This is a genomic window from Maribacter sp. UH1 (genome assembly GCF_056839145.1).
Genome location: NZ_CM166387.1, coordinates 2,438,138 through 2,457,743, shown reverse-complemented (window position 1 = coordinate 2,457,743; position 19,606 = coordinate 2,438,138). Strand labels below are relative to the sequence as shown.

The 19,606-nt window shown below is 34.0% G+C and carries 9 protein-coding genes; 4 read left to right on the top strand and 5 right to left on the bottom strand.

Annotation, left to right across the window (positions count from 1 at the left end):
- Positions 1-21: 21 nt before the first annotated feature.
- A complete protein-coding gene (locus tag UH1x_RS10710; protein ID WP_482621682.1) occupies positions 22-7,422 on the bottom strand; it encodes an amino acid adenylation domain-containing protein in 7,401 nt (2,466 codons plus the stop codon).
- Between the two features lie 484 nt (positions 7,423-7,906).
- Between UH1x_RS10710 and UH1x_RS10705 the strand changes: the two genes are divergently transcribed.
- The gene (locus UH1x_RS10705) at positions 7,907-8,770 is read left to right on the top strand and encodes a class I SAM-dependent methyltransferase (protein ID WP_482621681.1); all 864 of its coding nucleotides are present in this window, start codon (positions 7,907-7,909) and stop codon (positions 8,768-8,770) included.
- Between the two features lie 21 nt (positions 8,771-8,791).
- Here the strand turns inward: UH1x_RS10705 and UH1x_RS10700 are convergent, their stop codons facing one another.
- Both UH1x_RS10700 and UH1x_RS10695 read right to left on the bottom strand, forming a co-directional pair.
- The gene (locus UH1x_RS10700) at positions 8,792-12,745 is read right to left on the bottom strand and encodes a non-ribosomal peptide synthetase (RefSeq protein WP_482621680.1); all 3,954 of its coding nucleotides are present in this window, start codon (positions 12,743-12,745) and stop codon (positions 8,792-8,794) included.
- A 498-nt stretch (positions 12,746-13,243) separates the two neighbouring features.
- On the bottom strand, positions 13,244-13,498 hold the full coding sequence (locus tag UH1x_RS10695; protein WP_482621679.1) for a hypothetical protein: 255 nt from the start codon (positions 13,496-13,498) through the stop codon (positions 13,244-13,246).
- A gap of 945 nt (positions 13,499-14,443) precedes the next feature.
- Here UH1x_RS10695 and gmd point away from each other — a divergent pair.
- From gmd to UH1x_RS10680, 3 genes are all read left to right on the top strand, one after another.
- The gene (gmd, locus tag UH1x_RS10690) at positions 14,444-15,556 is read left to right on the top strand and encodes a GDP-mannose 4,6-dehydratase (protein WP_482621678.1); all 1,113 of its coding nucleotides are present in this window, start codon (positions 14,444-14,446) and stop codon (positions 15,554-15,556) included.
- A gap of 40 nt (positions 15,557-15,596) precedes the next feature.
- Positions 15,597-16,688, top strand: coding sequence for a GDP-L-fucose synthase family protein (locus UH1x_RS10685; protein WP_482621677.1), 1,092 nt, complete (start codon positions 15,597-15,599; stop codon positions 16,686-16,688).
- Positions 16,689-16,811: 123 nt separating this feature from the next.
- Positions 16,812-18,158 (top strand): exopolysaccharide biosynthesis polyprenyl glycosylphosphotransferase, encoded by a 1,347-nt coding sequence (locus UH1x_RS10680; RefSeq protein ID WP_482621676.1) that lies wholly within the window; start codon positions 16,812-16,814, stop codon positions 18,156-18,158.
- 21 nt (positions 18,159-18,179) lie between these two features.
- On the opposite strand, the gene UH1x_RS10675 is transcribed toward UH1x_RS10680, so the two are convergent.
- Together UH1x_RS10675 and UH1x_RS10670 are read right to left on the bottom strand one after the other, a co-directional pair.
- The gene (locus UH1x_RS10675; RefSeq protein ID WP_482621675.1) at positions 18,180-19,046 is read right to left on the bottom strand and encodes a DUF808 domain-containing protein; all 867 of its coding nucleotides are present in this window, start codon (positions 19,044-19,046) and stop codon (positions 18,180-18,182) included.
- Positions 19,047-19,173: 127 nt separating this feature from the next.
- On the bottom strand, positions 19,174-19,554 hold the full coding sequence (locus UH1x_RS10670; RefSeq protein WP_482621674.1) for a hypothetical protein: 381 nt from the start codon (positions 19,552-19,554) through the stop codon (positions 19,174-19,176).
- Between the last annotated feature and the right edge of the window lie 52 nt (positions 19,555-19,606).

Genomic DNA, 19,606 nt, shown 5'->3' with positions numbered 1-19,606 from the left:
CTAAATAATCATATCTATTTTTTAAATTTCAATTTTCAAATAACCGCTCTCTTGGCTTTCATCTGCCACGTACCAAGCTGGTTGGCCTTTTTCATCTCTACCTAAACGTGCACCAGGTACCGGAGGCGTATTTAATTTATCAAAAGATGATTGCGAGCTAGCAACATGATTACCGTTTACCCCTTGCTTAGTAAGGATTCCTACAGCCACCAATTCATCTATTGAAGACAATAAGGTTTTCATCAAGAAATCAACATCATCACTAGTATAAGCAGTGGTCAAGAAACAAGGGAAACCATCCCAAATATGAATACCTTTTTCACGCATACTAACGAATAGTAATTCTGAATACGGAATGTCTTTCTTGAATTTCAATCTCCATAGAGAACCAAAATAAGTGATTTCAATTGGGAGTCCGTCTTTTGCAAAAGTAGCATTCAAGCTTTTAGCCATTCGCTCTGTCATAGCAGATACATTTGCCTGCAGACTTGGACCTTGTTCTTTCATATGAAGTAAGGCTGCCTTTGAAGAAGCCAATGCTAAAGGATGACGAACAAAAGTACCAGCAAAATAAGTAACACCTACTTCCGGATACGAATCATCTCCATATTCCCAGAATCCGCCATCAAGGGCATCCATGTATTCTTTTTTACCTACAATGGCGCCAATGGAAACTCCGCCACCCATAACTTTACCATAGGTAGCTAAATCTGCCTTGACATCAAATAATGCCTGAGCACCACCCGGGTGCATTCTAAAACCGGTTATCACCTCATCGAAAATAAAAGCAATCTCTTCTTTAGTAGTTAGTTCTCTTACATTCTTTATAAATTCAATTGGCTGAAACTCTGGTCTACGACTTTGAACAGGTTCTATAAGCACACCTGCAATTTCATGAGCTCTATCCTTTATTATTTGTAAACTTTCTTCTGTACCATAATCAAGTATCAACATATTCTGTACAGCTTCTGGCATAATACCCGCAGCAGCCGGAAACGTTTTTTTCTTTTGGGAACCTCTTACAATACCCTCATCGTTAATACCATGGTAAGCACCCGTAAATGCAACGATAAGCGAACGCCCTGTAACTGTACGTGCAATTCTCATAGCTCCAAGAACCGCTTCTGACCCCGTATTACACAAGGCAGCTCTATCATGACCTGTAAATTCGCATAAAAGTTCACAAACCTCACCTGCTAATGGATGTTGTGGTCCTACTTCATAACCAAGATCTACTTGTTTATGCATAGCCTCTTTGATAAAATCTGGTTGATAACCAAAGAAACAAGAACCAAATCCATTTAAGGCATCTATATATTCATTTCCATCTATATCCCATAAACGGTTACCTGAAGATTTGCCAATTACAACTGGATAAACTAATTCTTTTGTTAATGGCTTAAACCCAGATACTACCCTAGGATCTGCCATTTTGGCTCTATTGTCTTGAGCATAATTTTTACTACCAATAGTTTTGGTATTATACTTTTCAGTAAGTTCTTTTAGATATTGCGATTGCGCCTGATCCAATCCCGTTGACTGCTTTTCAATTCTTGGTGATGCACCAAACGGTTTTTTATGTTCAAGCTTTTCCTTTTCTGAACGAGAATCTAAAGTAGCCGATCCATTTACCACTTTTGCCGGAGCAGGCTTTGGAACATCAACTGCTTGTGTTGCAGGAGCTGGAGTATTGCCTTGTAACAATTGAAGCTGTCTACTTAATAAATTAAGTTGTTCACCTATTAAGCCAATAGCCGTTTGATTGATAGCCGATGTATTATAATTAGCAGGAACAGCTTGTTGAACAGGATTAACAGCAGCAACTGGCTGAGGAACTGCTTCTGCAACCGGTTGTGGCGCCATAAACTCTGCAGGCAAATTCTTATCTAAGTAATTTGCTAGAAGCTCAGGCGTATTAATATCTTCATTTAGCTGTCTAAATGTAATCGGAATCTTAAATTCTTTTTTACATGTAATCGCCATTTGTGTTAGAATTAAAGAATCTAATCCTAATTCTAGAAAGCTACTGTCTTTGTCGGCAACTTCAAGCTCAATTCCGTATGAATTTGAAATTAGCTCTGAAATTTTATTTAAAATAGAGACGTTTCTCATTGGTGCGGCACTTTTTGGTTTTTCTTTTATTCTAGTTATTGGCTGATCGACATTCAAATGGGTTCTTTCTTTTGGGATAGAAACCAGAGGATCGATCCAGCATGGTTTACGGTCAAAAACATAAGTTGGTAATCTCAGTTTTTGCCTTTCTTGGTTTGTATACAAAGCGTTCCAATCTATGGTAAGACCAGTTAGCCATAATTGACCTAAAGCTTTTAATACCCCGTGATAAGAATTCTCATCGTTTTTAGGGATAGGTAATGAAGCCAAAGATTTTATATTTTTTGCGCCCTTATTCTGGCGACTTAAAGTGGTAAGCGTATTACCCGGACCCACTTCTAACAATACAACGTCTTCTAACTTTACTATGGTATCCATAGCATCTGAAAATAGTACGGTATCTCGTAAATGGTTTGTCCAATATACAGGATCAACAGCTTCTTCATTCGTAAGCCAGGTACCTGTAACGGTAGATACTATTGGTAATTCAGGAATGTTTAATTTGATATTCTTGACTACATCACCAAATTCCTCTAAAATAGGATCCATCATAGAAGAATGAAAGGCATGACTGGTAGCAATTAAACGGTATGCTAAGCTTTGCTCTTTTAGCAGCTTACTGAATTTCGTTATCTCATCATCTTCACCAGATACTACGCATAGTTTTGCTGAGTTTACAGCTGCTATAGATAATGTCTTCGGAAGAATTTTTTCTAAGGATTCTTGATCAATCCTCACAGTAAGCATACTCCCTTTTGGAAGTCCGCTTACCAGAATACCTCTCATTGAAACCAATTTCAAGGCATCTTCTAAACTGAAAACTCCGGCTAAATGAGCTCCTACAAATTCCCCAAGGCTATGACCGCATAATACAGTTGGCTGTATTCCCCAGCTCATCCATAATTGTGAAAGCGCATATTCTATGGTAAATAAAGCAGGTTGTGTGTAACGGGTATCTCGTAACTTGTTTTGAGCATCTTCAGAATTCGCATCCTGAAAAATGATTTCCCTGATATCTACTTTTATGGTGTCTAACAGTAAATCGGCACAAACATCTACAGCTTCTCTAAAAGCGCTTTCCCCATCATATAAATCTTTACCCATATTTAGATACTGGGAACCTTGACCCGGAAGTAGAAATACGATTTCACTGGGAACGTTCTTTACAATTGATGATTGCATAGCTTTTTTATCACTATCAATCAACAATGCAGAAGCGTCTTTTATATCACTCGCTAAAATAAATCTACGCTGGTTGAAATTAGCTTTGGTAGTGCTTAGCGTATAAGCAACATCTGCCAAATTCAATTCTGGTTTAGCATCGATATGTTTTTTTAATGCGGTTTCGAATCCCGCTAAACTTGTATTCGTTTTTGCAGAAATAGGTAGTAGTTGCAAAGGACGTTGAAATTTGGAAGGCTTCTCCTCCATTTCATATTCCTCTAAAACCACATGAACATTGGTACCACCTACGCCAAAAGAACTTACACCCGCTCTTCGTGATCCTTCTACATTCCAATCTGTCAATTTGTTGTTGACGTAAAACGGACTATTGTCAAAATCAATTACAGGATTTGGTTTTTCAAAACCTAAAGAAGGCGGTATTACTTTATGATTAAATGCTAAAATTGTTTTTATTACGCCGGCAACACCTGCAGCTGCTGTCATATGCCCCATATTGCTCTTTACGGAACCTAGACCACAAAAATTCTTTTTTGATTGTTCACCAAAAGCCAGATTAAGACCATCTATTTCTATAGGATCACCTAACGGAGTCGCTGTACCATGTGCTTCTACATAGCTAATGGTATCCGGAGAAATATCGGCATCGTCAATGGCACTTTTAATAGCATTTGCCTGACCTTCTGCACTTGGTGCCGTAAAGCTTCCTTTACCGCCACCATCGTTATTTATACCAACACCTTTTACTACGCCGTAAATAACATCTCCGTCATTTTTGGCTTCTTCTAAATCTTTTAAAACGATTACTCCGGCTCCATCGCTAAAGACCGTTCCTCTTGCTTGAGAATCAAACGGCCTACAATGACCATCTGTACTGAGCATAGAACCCTCTTGGTAAAGGTGTCCGCTATTTATAGGTGCGGTAATACTAGAACCACCCGCCAAGGCAACTTCACAATGACCATTACGTATAGACTCTACGGCTTCGGCAATTGCCAATAATGATGTAGAACATGCCGAATGCACACTAACCGCCGGACCTTTTAAATTTAATTGATACGCGGTTCTTGAAGCTATATAATCTTTTTCGTTCACCGTATCTAATTGCAATTGTCCAATAGATTCTACAACCTCGTAATTTGGCAGTACATTCTTTTTATAATAGGTATTTGTACCTGTACCAGCATATACTCCTACCCTACCTGTATAATGTTCCGGTAAGTGGCCAGATTCTTCAAGAGCTTCCCACGCCAATTCTAAAAATAGACGTTGTTGGGGATCCATAGCTTCTGCCAATTTAGGCGTTAAGCCAAAGAAACGAGCATCAAACTTTTTTGCAGACGGCACAACACCTCTTGCAGCAACATATAACGGGTCATTTCGTAAAGACGCTGGTATACTTTGATCCAATTCTTCTTTCGTAAAAAATGAAATGGTTTCTTTTCCATTTTTCAAGACATTCCAGAATTCATCGATGGTATTTACGCCAGGAAACCGACCTGCCATACCAACAATAGCAACATCGTTAGACTGGTTTTTATTTTTCACTTTACGTTTACCAGAAAACAATGTTGTTTTCTTATCGCCTTCCATAAATTCTGAAAGCGTAGCAATAGTAGTATGTTGATACAATTTGGTTACCGGTATTCTTACTTGAAGCGTTTTCATGATAGCGTTGACTACCTTTTGTGCTACAATAGAAGTACCTCCCATTTCAAAGAAGTTATCATCTAAACCAATACCTGATACCTTTAGTTCTTTTTCCCAAATACTGGCAAGACCTTTTTCAATCTTGGTACGTGGCTTCCTAAATATGACATCAGAAGTTGATCTAACATAACTTGGTTCCGGTAATTTTTCTTTATCTATTTTACCATTGGAGTTTGTTGGAAACTCATCTACCCACATAAAAAATGTAGGTACCATAAACTCTGGTAGCTTCTCAACAAGTTCTTTTCTTATACTACTTATTTCAGGTTTTTCACCTTCAGGCAGAAGATAGGCAACCAATCTGGCTTCGCCTTCTTCATTTGTATTAGGTAAGACCACAGTGCGTTTTATACCCGAAATGGCATCAATAGAAGATTCAATTTCCCCTAATTCAACTCTGTGTCCACGGATTTTAACTTGGTGATCTATTCTACCAATATATTCTAACGTACCATCAGCAAGTCTTCTTACCAAATCACCTGAACGATACATTTTCTCTCCAGGTTCAAATGGATTATCTATAAACTTCTGTTCAGTCAGTTCTGGTCTGTTCAAATAACCTCTTGCCAAACCATGACCAGAAATACATAATTCACCAATAACACCAATTGGTTGTAACTGATTATTGGTATTTACCACATGAGAAGATAAGGTTGATATGCAATTTCCAATATTAGAAACATTGGTTCTAATATCTTCATCATCAATGATATTAAAGGTGGTAAAGATGGTCGTTTCTGTAATACCATACCCATTTACAAATTTGATATTCGGAAACTTACGATACCATTTTTCTAGATACTTAGGAAATAAAGCTTCTCCCCCAAAAATGACATATCGTAAATTTAAATCGATATCACCTGTAGGCAAACTACCCATAACATTTAAAAAATAAGAAGGCGTTTGGTTTAAAATCGTCACCTTTTCCTTAATTACCAAAGACATGAATTCGTAAGGATCTTTAATCACCTCTTTTGAAGGAATCACCAATTTACCTCCAAATAACAATGCCCCATACATTTCCCATACCGAGAAATCGAAACAATAGGAATGGAACATAGTCCAAACATCGGTTTCGTTAAAATCATAGAACGGTTCATCGTTTACGAATAAACTAACAATATTTCTATGCTCTAATTGTACACCTTTTGGCTTACCAGTGGTACCAGAAGTATAAATAATATAAATTAAATCGTCTGGTGTTAATTCATTGTTCTTAATATCTTCAGTAGCATATTCACTAACCGTATTTTTAAAATCTTCAATTGCCGCAGCATCAACCGTAAAATGGCAATTACTATCTTCCTTTATGTAATCGATACGCTCAACAGGGTAATTAGGATCAACAGGAACATATACTGCCCCAGCCTTCATAATACCCAACATACTTATAATCAACCATTCGCTACGTTCTAGTATTAAACAAGCAAAATCACCTTTGGAGGCACCATGTTTTTTTATAAGATAGTCGGCAAATTGATTCGATAGCCTATGAAGCTCATCATATGTTAAACTAGCACCTTCATAAACTACGGCAATATTATCAGGGGTTTTAGAAGCCTGTTCATTTATAAGATCAACAATAGTTTTCTCTCTTGGGTAGTTTACAGCAGTTTTATTGAATGTATTTAATAAGGTAGAACGTTCTTTTGCGGAAAGGAAATCAAGTTTTCCAATTTCTAGCATCGGTTGTTCAATTAAACTAGCTATAATATTTTTATAGTGAATTATTAATGGCTCAATTAGAGATCTTTCAAATGCCTCTTCATTATAAATGACATCGAACTTTATTTGCTCGTCATCAACTTCAAGTAAGAATTTAAGGTTGGCATCACAATCAACTTCACCTACAAATTGAATAGTCTCATCCGTACGCTCTGTTTTATTTGAATTCTTATCTTCTATACCCAAGGTATCTATAGAAAGTACAACATCTAACAATGAATTTTGACCGTTGCTTTGTATTACATCAAAATCATTCAAAAAATCATTGGTTGCATAGTAATTTTCAAAGTTCAAGGACAATCTCCTTTCCGTACTGTTACAAACTGAATTAAAATTGTCTGAAGATTCTATTGTATTTCTAAAAAGTGATACGTTATTATTTATACCTAAACGCTCATTATTATTGATAATTAACCCAAAGGCTATATCTGTTTGACTTGTATATCTATGTAATAAGACAGCAAGAGATGCCACTAAGAAACTCTCCAAACTATCTGGGGCAGAAACATACGAACGAATATTGCTCGTTGTTTCATTTGAAAAATAGGTACGTAGTAAAGATCCTTTACTTGCACTATTCCTTAATGATATTTTTCTATTAGGCAGGTCCAACAATTTAATATCATCTGATAATAAATTATTCCAATACGCTTTTGCAGTATTGGAATTAGCACCTTCATTTTTAGCTTTCATATCTAAATACGATATAATTAATGACTTCGTAGGTTAAAAACTGGAGTTGTAAATTCTTAGAACACTTATAAAACACATTTCTGTAATAGCTTATTGGGCTAAAAACAAATCGATTTGTATTAATTTCCAAGTTATTCAAAACTACTTTTGGGTAATAATTAGTCAATTTCAAGACTAATTGTATCAGTAAAATTAGCAAAACATAAATATAAACTTGATGCAAACATACCGTATCTACGATGATATTTTAAAAACATTTTTCATAATTAATTGATATTCAATGTTTTAAATTTTAAAATTAAAGATATTACACTGAATTAATATTTTCAACCTATAAAATTTCATCGAACAAAAAAATACGTTCCTCGATACTAATATTAGTTAACGTTATCGAGGTAGATAAATTGAATGATTTTTATGATTAACGGTAATTAACATTAATACTATTCGACTACTTTTATATAAAAAAGCTTCCTCACTTAAAATGAAAGAAAAGATTGTAATATTAATTGGTAACATTCTTGTTTATTTAATGCCTAAGAAAGCAAAAGAATTTGCAAAGAATGGTATGACTATTACTGACAAAAGCAAGATTACTATTACTGAACTTTTTATTCGTAAATCTCTCTTGAGAAAAGCCGAAATAAATGCGGATTACAAAACCTTGTCCGCATTTCATAAAGCTTATTGGGAAAACCAAGGAGATAAGTTCTTTTCTGGAACATCAGATTCTTTTGAAAACAAATTCTTACCAGAATGTACCTTTATTTTTGAATTGCTACAAGAAAAATTATCTGGAGAAAGCCATGACTTTAATACAATTGTTGAGATAGGAACCGGAAACGGAAAAGTTTTGAATTACCTAAGCGAGCAGTTTCTAGAAATTAATCGATTTGTTGGAATCGACTTAAGTCAGAATCAAATTTTACAAAACAAAAAGAAATACATTAATAATAATAATAAACTAGAATTTGTTGTTAGTGATGGTTTTGATTGGGTGAATACCTATGCTAATAAAAATATGATTTTTGTTACGTCTAGAGGAGTTCTAGAGTACTTTACCGAAAGTAGACTACAAGACTTTCTACAGCAGGTGAATCGTTTAGGGACTACCATTTTCATCGCTATTGAGCCCAACGGTGTTCATCATGATTTAGATGTCAATAAGCATTCAGAACCTTATGGTTATGAAAGGTCCTTTTCCCACAACTACAAATTACTCTTCAAAAATGCAGGCTTTAATTTATGGCATCACTCTAAAAAAGACAGCAGTATAGAGCACTACTTAAGCTATATGGGTGCTGACAATTATAGCGAAAAAGAAATTTTAGTCTCTACCATCAGTTAACTAAAGCAGTTCTGATCAACTTTAATTATTATCAAGCACTTTCTGTAATGATGCTGATAAAACCTTATCATTAGGTGAATAAAACATACTTAGGTGATTTCCTGGTACATAATGTAGCTCAATTCCTTTTTCCGCAAAAGATTTCCAACCCAGATGTACGCTATCATGCGTGTAATCAATAACATCTTCAATTCTAAACAAATCGACTTTGATGGGCAATGGTTTTAAATGATAGCTATCTACTACCTTATTATGAGCAACAATTCGGTTTTCATACTCCCAATCATATTCTGTTTTTGCTTCTGCAGTTTTATCTTTCTTAAATCTTAAGTACAATTTCTTCAAATTAGCTTTGGTAACTCCAACTCTATATTTAAATCCTTCTACACTAGACAATTGTCTTAAAACATGTAAAGTCTTATTGGCTAAATAATTACCGTAAGCCAACTTTTTACCCAAAGTAGTACTTTTACCATAATGGGCGTATGCATAGGTGTCTAAAAGTGCTAGAGCAGAAATCTCTTCTCCTTTTGCCATTAATTGTTTTGCCATTTCATAGGCGATAATACCTCCGGATGAATAACCCGCCAATTTATATGGTCCTTTTGGCTGTGTTGCCAAAAGTGCTTCATTATAATGCGCTGCTATCTCTTCTACAGAAGTCAATAAATCTTCTTTACCATCTAAACCTTTAGCCTGAAAAGCATAAATGGGCTGATCAGGATCCATATGATCTTTTAAGGTTTTAAAGGCAAGAACATTTAACCCTGCACCATGAACAATAAATAATGGTGTTTTAGAACCGTTAGGTTGAATTGGCACCAATGAATCCCAGGTTACGGAATGCTCTTCAATTTTTAATAAGCTTGCCAGGTTTTTTACCGTTGAATATTCAAATAAGGAAGATAATGGCAATCTTTGACCAGACTTCTCTTCTAGCCTTGTCATTACTTTGGCCGCAATCAATGAATGCCCACCCAACTCAAAGAAATCATCATTTAAATTGATAGTATCTAAAAACAAACATTCTTTCCAAACATCTGCAACTAGTTTTTCAGCTTTCGTGAACGGTTGAATGGCCTCAACTTTATTCGTAACCAAATTGGTGTCTTCTGGCAGACTTTTTCTATCTAATTTACCATTTAAGGTAACTGGTAATTCATCTATTTTAATATAATCATGAGGCAACATAAAAACCGGTAATTCTGTCGCTAATTGATTTTTCCAAAGCGTAACATCATGATCCCAATCTTGACCTTCATAAACTACATATGCCTTTAACCCGTTGTTTCTGACATCAGTGGCCGCTGATTGAATTCCTTTTAATTTATTTAAAGAATACTCAATTTCACCCAATTCAATTCTATGTCCGCGAACTTTTACTTGACCATCTTTACGACCTAAACATTCAATTTGACCATTAGGTAAAAGTTTACCTATATCGCCAGACAAATACATCTTGGAACTAGCCCCGGTTTGGAATGTATTATTTACAAAACGTTCATTGGTCAATGCTACCTGACCCAAATATCCGTTTGTTACTCCGTCACCGCCAATAGCTATTTCACCAACCTCACCTATTCTTACAGGATTACCTTTAGTATCTAGAATATAGATATCAGTATTAGCCACAGGCTTACCTATAGTAATTGGATTATCTTGTTCAGAAATTTTTGTGAGTATACAACAAACCGTGGTTTCTGTAGGCCCATAAATATTCCATACTTCATCACACTTTTCAAGTAGTTTTAATGAAAGTGCTTTAGTAACCGGTTCTCCACCAATGAGTGCTTTAATATGCAATGGTTTTTTCCAACCAGAATCTAATAAAATTTGCCAAATTGTTGGTGTTCCCCAAATTACGGTAATCTCATCTTCAATGGCTTTTTGTAATAAAAGATGGCCATCTTTTCTTGTTTCCTCGTCTACCAAAACCACACTGGCACCATGAACCAATGGCAAGAAAATTTCCATCACCATGGCATCAAAAGAGATAGTGGTGGTGGCAAATATTTTATCGTTTTGTGTAATACCGGGTTCATTGCCCATGGAATATAGAAGGTTGATCACATTACTATGCGTAACCTGTACTCCTTTTGGCTTTCCTGTAGATCCAGAAGTATATATAATGTAAGCTCCTGCATCAGAAGCTACATTTACATCAATTATAGTTTCACTGGTTTCATTTGCTTTGACTCGTATATCTTCAATGAAAATCGTTTGTGCTCCATGCTCTAAACCTTGCTTAGACTTATCACAAATAAAGAAAGTAGATTCAGCATCTGAAATCATCAATAAAGTACGATTATCAGGATAGCCGGTATCTATTGGCACATATCTAGCTCCACATTGAAGAATTGCAAATAGTGTTGCAATTAAATCAGGTGATCTTTCTAGTGAAATAGCAACTGTATCCCCTGTTCTTATACCTTTCTCCCATAAGTAAACAGCGGTACTATTAATTTTACGCTGTAAGGCTGCATAGGTTAACTTCTCATTTTTAAACTCTAAAGCAATTGCCGTTGGCGTACTTGTAGCCTGTTCATACAACAACTCATGAAGTGTAGTTTTCGGATATTCCAAGACAGCACCCTTTACAATACTTTCTTCATTAGTTAGGTCTAGTATTTCAGACAACTTAACATCCGGGCGCTTAATTAGTTTACTTAAAATAGCAGTAAAAGTTTCGCCCATTTCAAGTATCGTACTTTCTTTGAACAAGTCGGTATTGTAAGACCATTCAAGCACTATATTATCTTTTGAACCTGTAGCATTCAAGAATAGCTCAAATGTTTCATGTTCACGTTCATTACTATGATATTGGTAAGATAGTCCTTCAAAAGTAACACCATCGTCCAAATCCATATCCACATTAAAAACTACCGGCACTAAAGGTACTCTACCAGGTATTCTTGGAATATTAAGTTTCTTCAATAAACTACCAAATGACAGTTCTTGATTCTCGAATGCATCAAAATTGGCTGATTTTCTTTTCTTCAGATAATCTATAAAACTATCATTGCCATCAAAATCACTTTTCATTGGTAGCAGTTTCACACAATGCCCAACTAAATGTTTAGCTCCCATAGATGACTGTCCTGCAACCGGTAAGCCAAGTACAATACTATCCTTGTGTGTAGTTTTATAAAGCAATAACTCAAAAGCCGCCATTAATGTAAGTACCAAACTAGTATTTCCTTTTATACCGGTTTGCTTTATATCTTTTACTAGATTTTTATCTAACAATTGATTAATTCGAGCACCGTTATAGGTTCTTTTTGTTATTTGTTTGAAATCTATAGGAAGATTAGTTTTAGGAATATCGTTCTGAAAGACCTTCAACCAGTATTTTTCCGTTTGATTGTATTCGGGACTTATCTTTATTTCATTTTGATCCGCTACATATTCAGTATATGGTACAGCATCAGGAAGGTTATGAGGTATATTTTTAACCTTTGCAGAATACAATGCACCCAATTCTTGCATGATAATACCTAAAGACCAACCGTCACAAACAATATGATGCGTGGTCATTATCAACTGATATATAAATTCTTCTATTCTAAGAACCGTGAATCGTATTAATGGTTCTTTAGTTAGATCAAACGCCCTGCCAATATCATTTTTTGTAAATTCTTTTATTGCCACTTCTTTATCTTGAGCAGACAAACCAGCATAATCCTGTAAATCAATATTGGCGATGATGGAAGAAAAGACATTAATAAATTTTCCATCAGGACTAAATACAGAGCGTAAAGACTCATGCCTACTAATAAGCATGTCAACAGACCATTGCAATGCGGTAATATCCAAATTACCTTCAAATTCAATGGTTAATGAGAGGTTATACGCTTTATTTGCATCGTCGCCTCCAAAATAACAAGAATACCAAATCTCTTCTTGCGCATCTGTAGTGTGCAAAATATGTTTTATCTCTGGACCTTCAAAAGGGTTAAAATGTGTCAGTACTTCCAAGATTGTTTAATAATATAGGTTGTTGCAATTCAAAATTTAGGGGAACCAACAGTCACAAAGGTCTTATAATTTAAAAATTCTTTAGTCCTTTTTAATCAGGTATTTACTATTTCAGTAAAATAAACAAAAGCTCTAGAGCTTATTAAATTAATAGCATTATGGCTGTGATTACTATTTACAATTATAACATTGTGCGATAAATATATTATTAATCTATAGATTAATAATTTAGTTTCGCTGATGTGTAGTGAATACTAGATGTGTGTTTAAATTGGAAGAAAAAACCGAAATATGACTAGGGTTATTAAAACTATGTACACTCAATAATACATTGAAAGCGATAGCACTATTAGAAGCTACATTGAGTTTTAAAACACAAAAAGTGTGCTAATAAATTTTAAAATTCATTAGCACACTTTCCTATTTATACTCATTGAGCACTACTTACTTAAAACAGAAAACACTTTCACAAAGAAAACATTCTCCACTTTTAACAGCCTAAACTTTCAACAACCTTTCAGTCATGATTTTGGCATACAAAATTTGATTTTGCTCAATGGAATTGAATGCATCTTGAACTTTTGCACTCTTAGATCTTTCACGAACCAATACATTATCGGTGTCGTTACTCTTTACACTTTTCTTTAAGCTAAAATATGGCTTAAGGTGCATGTAGCAATTTTCTAGAGAAACCAACTTTTTCTTCTGATAAGAAGATGTTAGTCTCCCGCTTAAAATGTTAGATATCATCATATGGTGGTTTAAGTTGATAAAATAACGGGGAAAAACAATAAAAATTTTAAATCAAAACCAAAATCTATTTCTAAGATAATTAAGACGGATTTTAAATTTTGATGAAATAAACTTAAGCTAAATATTAATAACCGCACTACATTTGTGTGAATTTTACTAAAATTTAACATAATTTAATGCAAATTGACAAATACATAAGGCTTGTTCATGCATTCCAAGACCTGCTTAGTAAAAGCTAGAGATATTGAATATTTCACTGCATGTTAAGCAGTTAAAATGGAATAGTTTTGGAGGCAAATTAACTAAGTATCTAGTTCCAAGGTAACATTTGATAATTACTACGAAGTCAAGTAGGACAAAGGCTACAACACGTTTAAAAGTCTATTGACACAAACTTTACCTAATAACATCTAATCTTTTAAAATATTAATAATCACACACAATACCATAACAAAACAGCTTCTAAATCATAAGTATGATATGCAATCTAACTTCTAATTTTACACATTACCATAATCCAAGGTAATTGAAAACACAGTTTATCGAATAAATCAATAGTTGGCCTAAGGTTTGATTTTTTTGAAGTAGAATACTCAAATAATATTCTAAATTTGTCTCACAACCATTAACCAAAGTTAGTCCCCCTATTAATAGTATTAATATTTATACTGACTTCTAATTACTTAAATTTTATAATCTAGGTAGTGGTAAAACATACTTTTACTTTTAAAAACTAGTTATAATAACTTTAAAGAATGATTCCCCATACTTATTTAAACCGTTTAAATAATTTATCAATAGAACAAAACACAAATATAATAGTGCATTGTTTGGCGGAAACATTAAATTTAAATAGATTTTTTACATTACAATTATTTAACTTCTATATAAAGCATTTAGATAATTATTAAACAATAAAACATTATAAATCCATTTTACAATAGTATGAAAGTAGCATTAATCACTGGAGTCACAGGTCAAGACGGCGCTTATTTAAGCGAATTTTTATTAAAAAAGGGATATCAAGTACACGGTCTTAAAAGAAGAGCATCTTTGTTTAATACCGACAGAATTGATCATCTTTATCAAGACCCACATATTGAGAATAGAAATTTTGTACTTCACTATGGTGATATGACAGATAGTACTAATCTTATTAGATTAATACAAGAAATTCAACCAGATGAGATTTATAATTTAGCGGCAATGAGCCATGTTCATGTATCTTTTGAAGTTCCTGAATATACTGGTAATGCCGATGGTTTAGGTACACTTAGAATTTTAGATGCAGTTCGTTTGTTAGGTCTTGAGAAAAAAACACGTATTTATCAAGCATCTACTTCAGAATTATACGGAAAAGTACAAGAAGTACCGCAATCAGAGACTACTCCTTTCTACCCACGTAGCCCATATGCAGTAGCAAAAATGTATGCTTTCTGGATCACGGTTAACTATAGAGAAGCATATAATATGTTTGCTTGTAACGGTATTCTCTTCAACCATGAATCACCAATTAGAGGAGAAACTTTTGTTACAAGAAAAATCACAAGAGCAGCAGCAAGAATTGGTTTAGGCTTACAAGATAAAATCTACTTGGGTAATTTAGATGCACAACGAGATTGGGGGCATGCTAAAGATTATGTTCGTATGATGTGGATGATTCTTCAGGCTGATGAAGCAGAAGACTGGGTAATTGCAACTGGTAAAACCACGCCTGTTCGTGAGTTTGTAAGAATGGCTTTCGCTGAAATGGGCATTGAATTAGAATTCAAAGGTGAGGGTGTAGATGAAAAAGGATATGTAAAATCTTGTTCTAACCCAGATATACAGGTAGAAATAGGCAAAGAAGTTCTTGCGGTTGATCCCAAATATTTTAGACCAACAGAAGTTGAGCTATTAATTGGTGATGCAACAAAAGCAAATACAAAATTAGGCTGGATTCCTGAATATGACTTACAAGGATTGGTAAAAGACATGATGACTCATGATTTAAAATTAATGCAAAAGGATCAATACCTGAAAAAAGGTGGTTATGTGACTTTTAATTATTTTGAATAACAAACTTTACAATTTGCTAATAGTAGGTAAATAACATCCAATGTTAAATAAAGAAGCTAAAATATATATAGCAGGTCACAGAGGTCTTGTTGGTAGTGCCATAGTCAAAAACCTTGAAAGTAGAGGGTATTCGAATTTAGTTTACCGAACGCACAAGGAGCTAGACTTGACTAATGCCAACAAGGTTGCTGAGTTCTTTCAAAATGAAAAACCATCTTATGTTATTCTTGCTGCTGCCAAAGTTGGCGGTATTGTTGCGAATAACACGTATAGAGCAGATTTCATTTATGAGAATCTAATGATTCAAAATAATGTCATACATCAAAGTTATCTGCATGGTGTGCAAAAATTGCTGTTTTTAGGTAGTACTTGTATTTATCCTAAGAATTGTCCGCAACCTATGAAAGAAGATTACTTGTTGACCGATGTTTTGGAATATACAAATGAACCTTATGCCATTGCTAAAATAGCAGGTATAAAAATGTGCGAGAGTTACAATTTACAGTATGGCACAAACTTCATTTCTGTGATGCCTACCAATCTGTATGGGCCTAATGATAATTTCGATTTAGAGAAATCACATGTATTACCAGCATTAATTAGAAAAATGCACCTAGGCAAGGCTTTAGAAAATAATGATTGGAATACAATTGCTGAAGATTTAAATGCATTGCCTATTGAAGGAGTAAATGGAAATTCATCTGAAAAAGAAATACTTACCATTTTAGAAAAGTATGGTATAAAAAGAAAAGATGATACCATTTACCTAGAAATATGGGGTTCAGGTAAACCAATGCGCGAGTTTCTTTGGAGCGAAGACATGGCAGATGCCTGTGTTTTCTTAATGGAACAACGAGATTTTAAAGATTGTTATTCACAAGACACCAAAGAAGTACGTAATACACATATTAATATAGGTACTGGTGTAGATATTACCATAAAAGATTTAGCTGAACTCATACAGCAGAAAATCAATTTTAAAGGTGAATTATATTTTAATACCGAAAAACCAGATGGTACTTTAAAGAAATTAACAGATCCCTCAAAATTACATGACCTTGGATGGAAACATACCGTTTCATTATCACAAGGAATAGAACAAGTATATTCTTGGTATACCGCTAAGAATTAATTGTTTATTTACCTACAGATTTCTATCAAACTCAAATTTAACGTTGACCGGCAGCTGTTAAGCTATCGGTCAACATTAATAACCTATCATTAGCTCTTTGACCAACCATTACTAAAAGCTTAAATGAAGAAATCGAATTTTATTATACCATTATCATTTGTGGTGCATATATTGTTAATAAATATAACGCTATATGCATTCATACCAGATACCTATTTTAATGGTTACAGCATACTTTATTATAATCTTACATGGCTCATAACTACGTATAGCTTAAACTTCTACCCTACGGCCAGAAGAGATGGTTTTATGACAAATCTTAAAACTTTCGTTGTATTGTTTGTCATCTATGGCTTAGTCTATTTTACCTCATTTGTATTTTTAGGTATGAATTCGTATACCCCTATATATCTATCATTGGTATATGTACTAATCTGCTTTCAATTAACGTTGTTCAGGGTATTATTCTATTGGGCAAAAAAATTATACAGAACAAAAGGATTCAACAGTACAAGAGTTGTAGTAATCGGAAAAGATAAAAACCTTCAAAAACTAAGACGTATTTTTGACAACCCAGAATACGGATATCGGTACATGGGTTATTTTGATAATGTAAAATCAAATCACCCTACATGTTTAGGAGATATAGAAAGCTCTTTCAATTATATTTTTGAGAATAATGTAGAAGAAGTATACTGTATGGCCTCTAAATTATCAAAGGCTGAAATACAATATGTAATGAAAATTGCCGATAATAGTCTTAAAAGAATAAAGATCATTCCAGATAATAAAGAGCTCTTTTCTAGAGCCATGTCATTAGAATTATATGGAGCTGTTCCTATTTTGAACTTAAGGGCCTCTCCATTAGATTTAGATTATTCCAATTTAATAAAACGAATTTTCGATATTCTAGTAGCAAGCTTTGCAATTGTATTTGTATTGTCATGGCTAACACCAATAGTATATATTTTTATGAAAATTGAATCAAAAGGTCCTTTGTTCTTTAAACAACAACGACACGGGGTCAATAGAGAGATTTTTTGGTGTTACAAATTTAGGTCTATGACCCAAAGTACTACCAGCGATACTAAAATGGCAACTAAGAATGATGTACGAATTACAAAATTGGGCAAAATTTTAAGAAAGACCAGCATAGATGAGCTACCGCAATTTTTTAATGTTTTAATGGGAGATATGAGCGTAGTTGGACCAAGGCCGCACATGGTTATACACACCCAAGAATATGAAAGCTCCGTAGATAAATATTTAGTTCGCCATTTCTTAAAGCCCGGTATTACCGGTTTAGCACAAATACAAGGTTGTAGGGGGGAAATTGTAGAAAGAGCCGATATTGTAAATAGGGTTCGTTATGACATTTTTTACATGGAAAAATGGTCATTAGGTTTAGATGCTAAAATAGTATTTTTGACCATCTACAACGCTATAAAAGGAGAGGCCAAAGCCTATTAACAGGAACCAATTAAAATTTATTTACTTTTTAAAAAGCTTCTTAGCAGTTTCAAAAAGTAAAAAAGCTATAAAACCTACTAATAGTCCGGCTAAGAATTCAACTATGATACTGGGCACATTGGGTAAAATATGATGCATAAAGTCAATATTATGCACAAAAATACCTCCTGACACCAATAAAAGCGCAAGCGTTCCTATAACAGACAATGCCTTTATTACCTTTGGTAAAGCATTTACAAAGAAGTGGCCAATACTATCAGAAATACTATTTTCCTCTTCATTAAGATTAATAAGGCTAGTACCAAATTCATCCATACGTACAATTAGCGCTACAATACCATAAACACCAACCGTTGCAATTAATGCGACTACTGAAACCACAGCTATTTGAGTGACCAAAGGCTCATTTATAACTGCACCTAACGCAATGATGACAATTTCAATGGACAATATAAAATCGGTTACTATGGCAGACTTTACTTTTGTCTTTTCCAATGCCAGAATTTCTTCTTTGGTCATTGGTTTTGTATCTGCAGCAATATGTTCGTGTTCGTGCGGTACAAAGAATTCATATATTTTCTCCGCCCCCTCAAAAGCTAAATAAATACCACCGAGTATTAAAATTACCGTTACCGCCCAAGGCAAAAAAGCACTTAACAAAAAGGCAATAGGTAAAATGATGATTTTATTTAATAAAGAGCCTTTAGAAATTGCCCACAACACCGGTAATTCTCTTTTAGAGACAAACCCAGAGGCTTTTTCTGCATTAACGGCTAAATCGTCACCTAATATACCAGCCGTCTTCTTAGTGGCTATTTTACTCATTGCCGCTACATCATCTAAAAGTGCTGCTACATCATCTAAAATTGCAAAAAAACCTGAGGCCATGTATATCTATTTTTGGTCAAAAATAAATTAAGCATTTCATTTATAAGAATTCTATTTATAAAAAAGATAACCCATCTCTGATTTCTGTTAATAGAAATTGGAGATGGGTCATAAAATTGAGGCGATATTATTTTTTAAAAATCCAAATAGTAGGATTATCCTTAACTTGCTTAATTTCTATTCGATCATTTTCTTTCTTCAAAACGAAAGATTCGTTTAAGGAAATTAAAACAAAATTATCTTCTGAATTTTCTTCCCAGGTACCTACATATGCACCTCGAGAATCTAATTCACAATTATCTCCATTATGATTAAGCCAACTCCATGAATTATCGTCTTTAAATGTTATACTATTTTTTAGGTTACAAACATTTTTTCCACTCGTTCCATTAGTAACAATATCAATTTGTTTCCATGTATTAATTAAAGGATAATTGATAGGTTCTTCATCATTCTTTGAACAGCATGTAAAGAGAATCGAAATCGTAATCAAAACTATTTTTTTCATTTACAATTTTTTTAATAAGCCCATTAAGATAGTGATAATAAAAATAAAATTG

What these genes read in the sequence shown, in the direction of transcription:
- UH1x_RS10675 (WP_482621675.1), bottom strand. Translation starts at nt 19,046, where the DNA reads ATGGCCTCAGGTTTTTTTGCAATTTTAGATGATGTAGCAGCACTTTTA.
- UH1x_RS10710 (WP_482621682.1), bottom strand. Translation starts at nt 7,422, where the DNA reads ATGAAAGCTAAAAATGAAGGTGCTAATTCCAATACTGCAAAAGCGTAT.
- gmd (WP_482621678.1), top strand. Translation starts at nt 14,444, where the DNA reads ATGAAAGTAGCATTAATCACTGGAGTCACAGGTCAAGACGGCGCTTAT.
- UH1x_RS10695 (WP_482621679.1), bottom strand. Translation starts at nt 13,498, where the DNA reads ATGATGATATCTAACATTTTAAGCGGGAGACTAACATCTTCTTATCAG.
- UH1x_RS10685 (WP_482621677.1), top strand. Translation starts at nt 15,597, where the DNA reads ATGTTAAATAAAGAAGCTAAAATATATATAGCAGGTCACAGAGGTCTT.
- UH1x_RS10680 (WP_482621676.1), top strand. Translation starts at nt 16,812, where the DNA reads ATGAAGAAATCGAATTTTATTATACCATTATCATTTGTGGTGCATATA.
- UH1x_RS10705 (WP_482621681.1), top strand. Translation starts at nt 7,907, where the DNA reads ATGAAAGAAAAGATTGTAATATTAATTGGTAACATTCTTGTTTATTTA.
- UH1x_RS10670 (WP_482621674.1), bottom strand. Translation starts at nt 19,554, where the DNA reads ATGAAAAAAATAGTTTTGATTACGATTTCGATTCTCTTTACATGCTGT.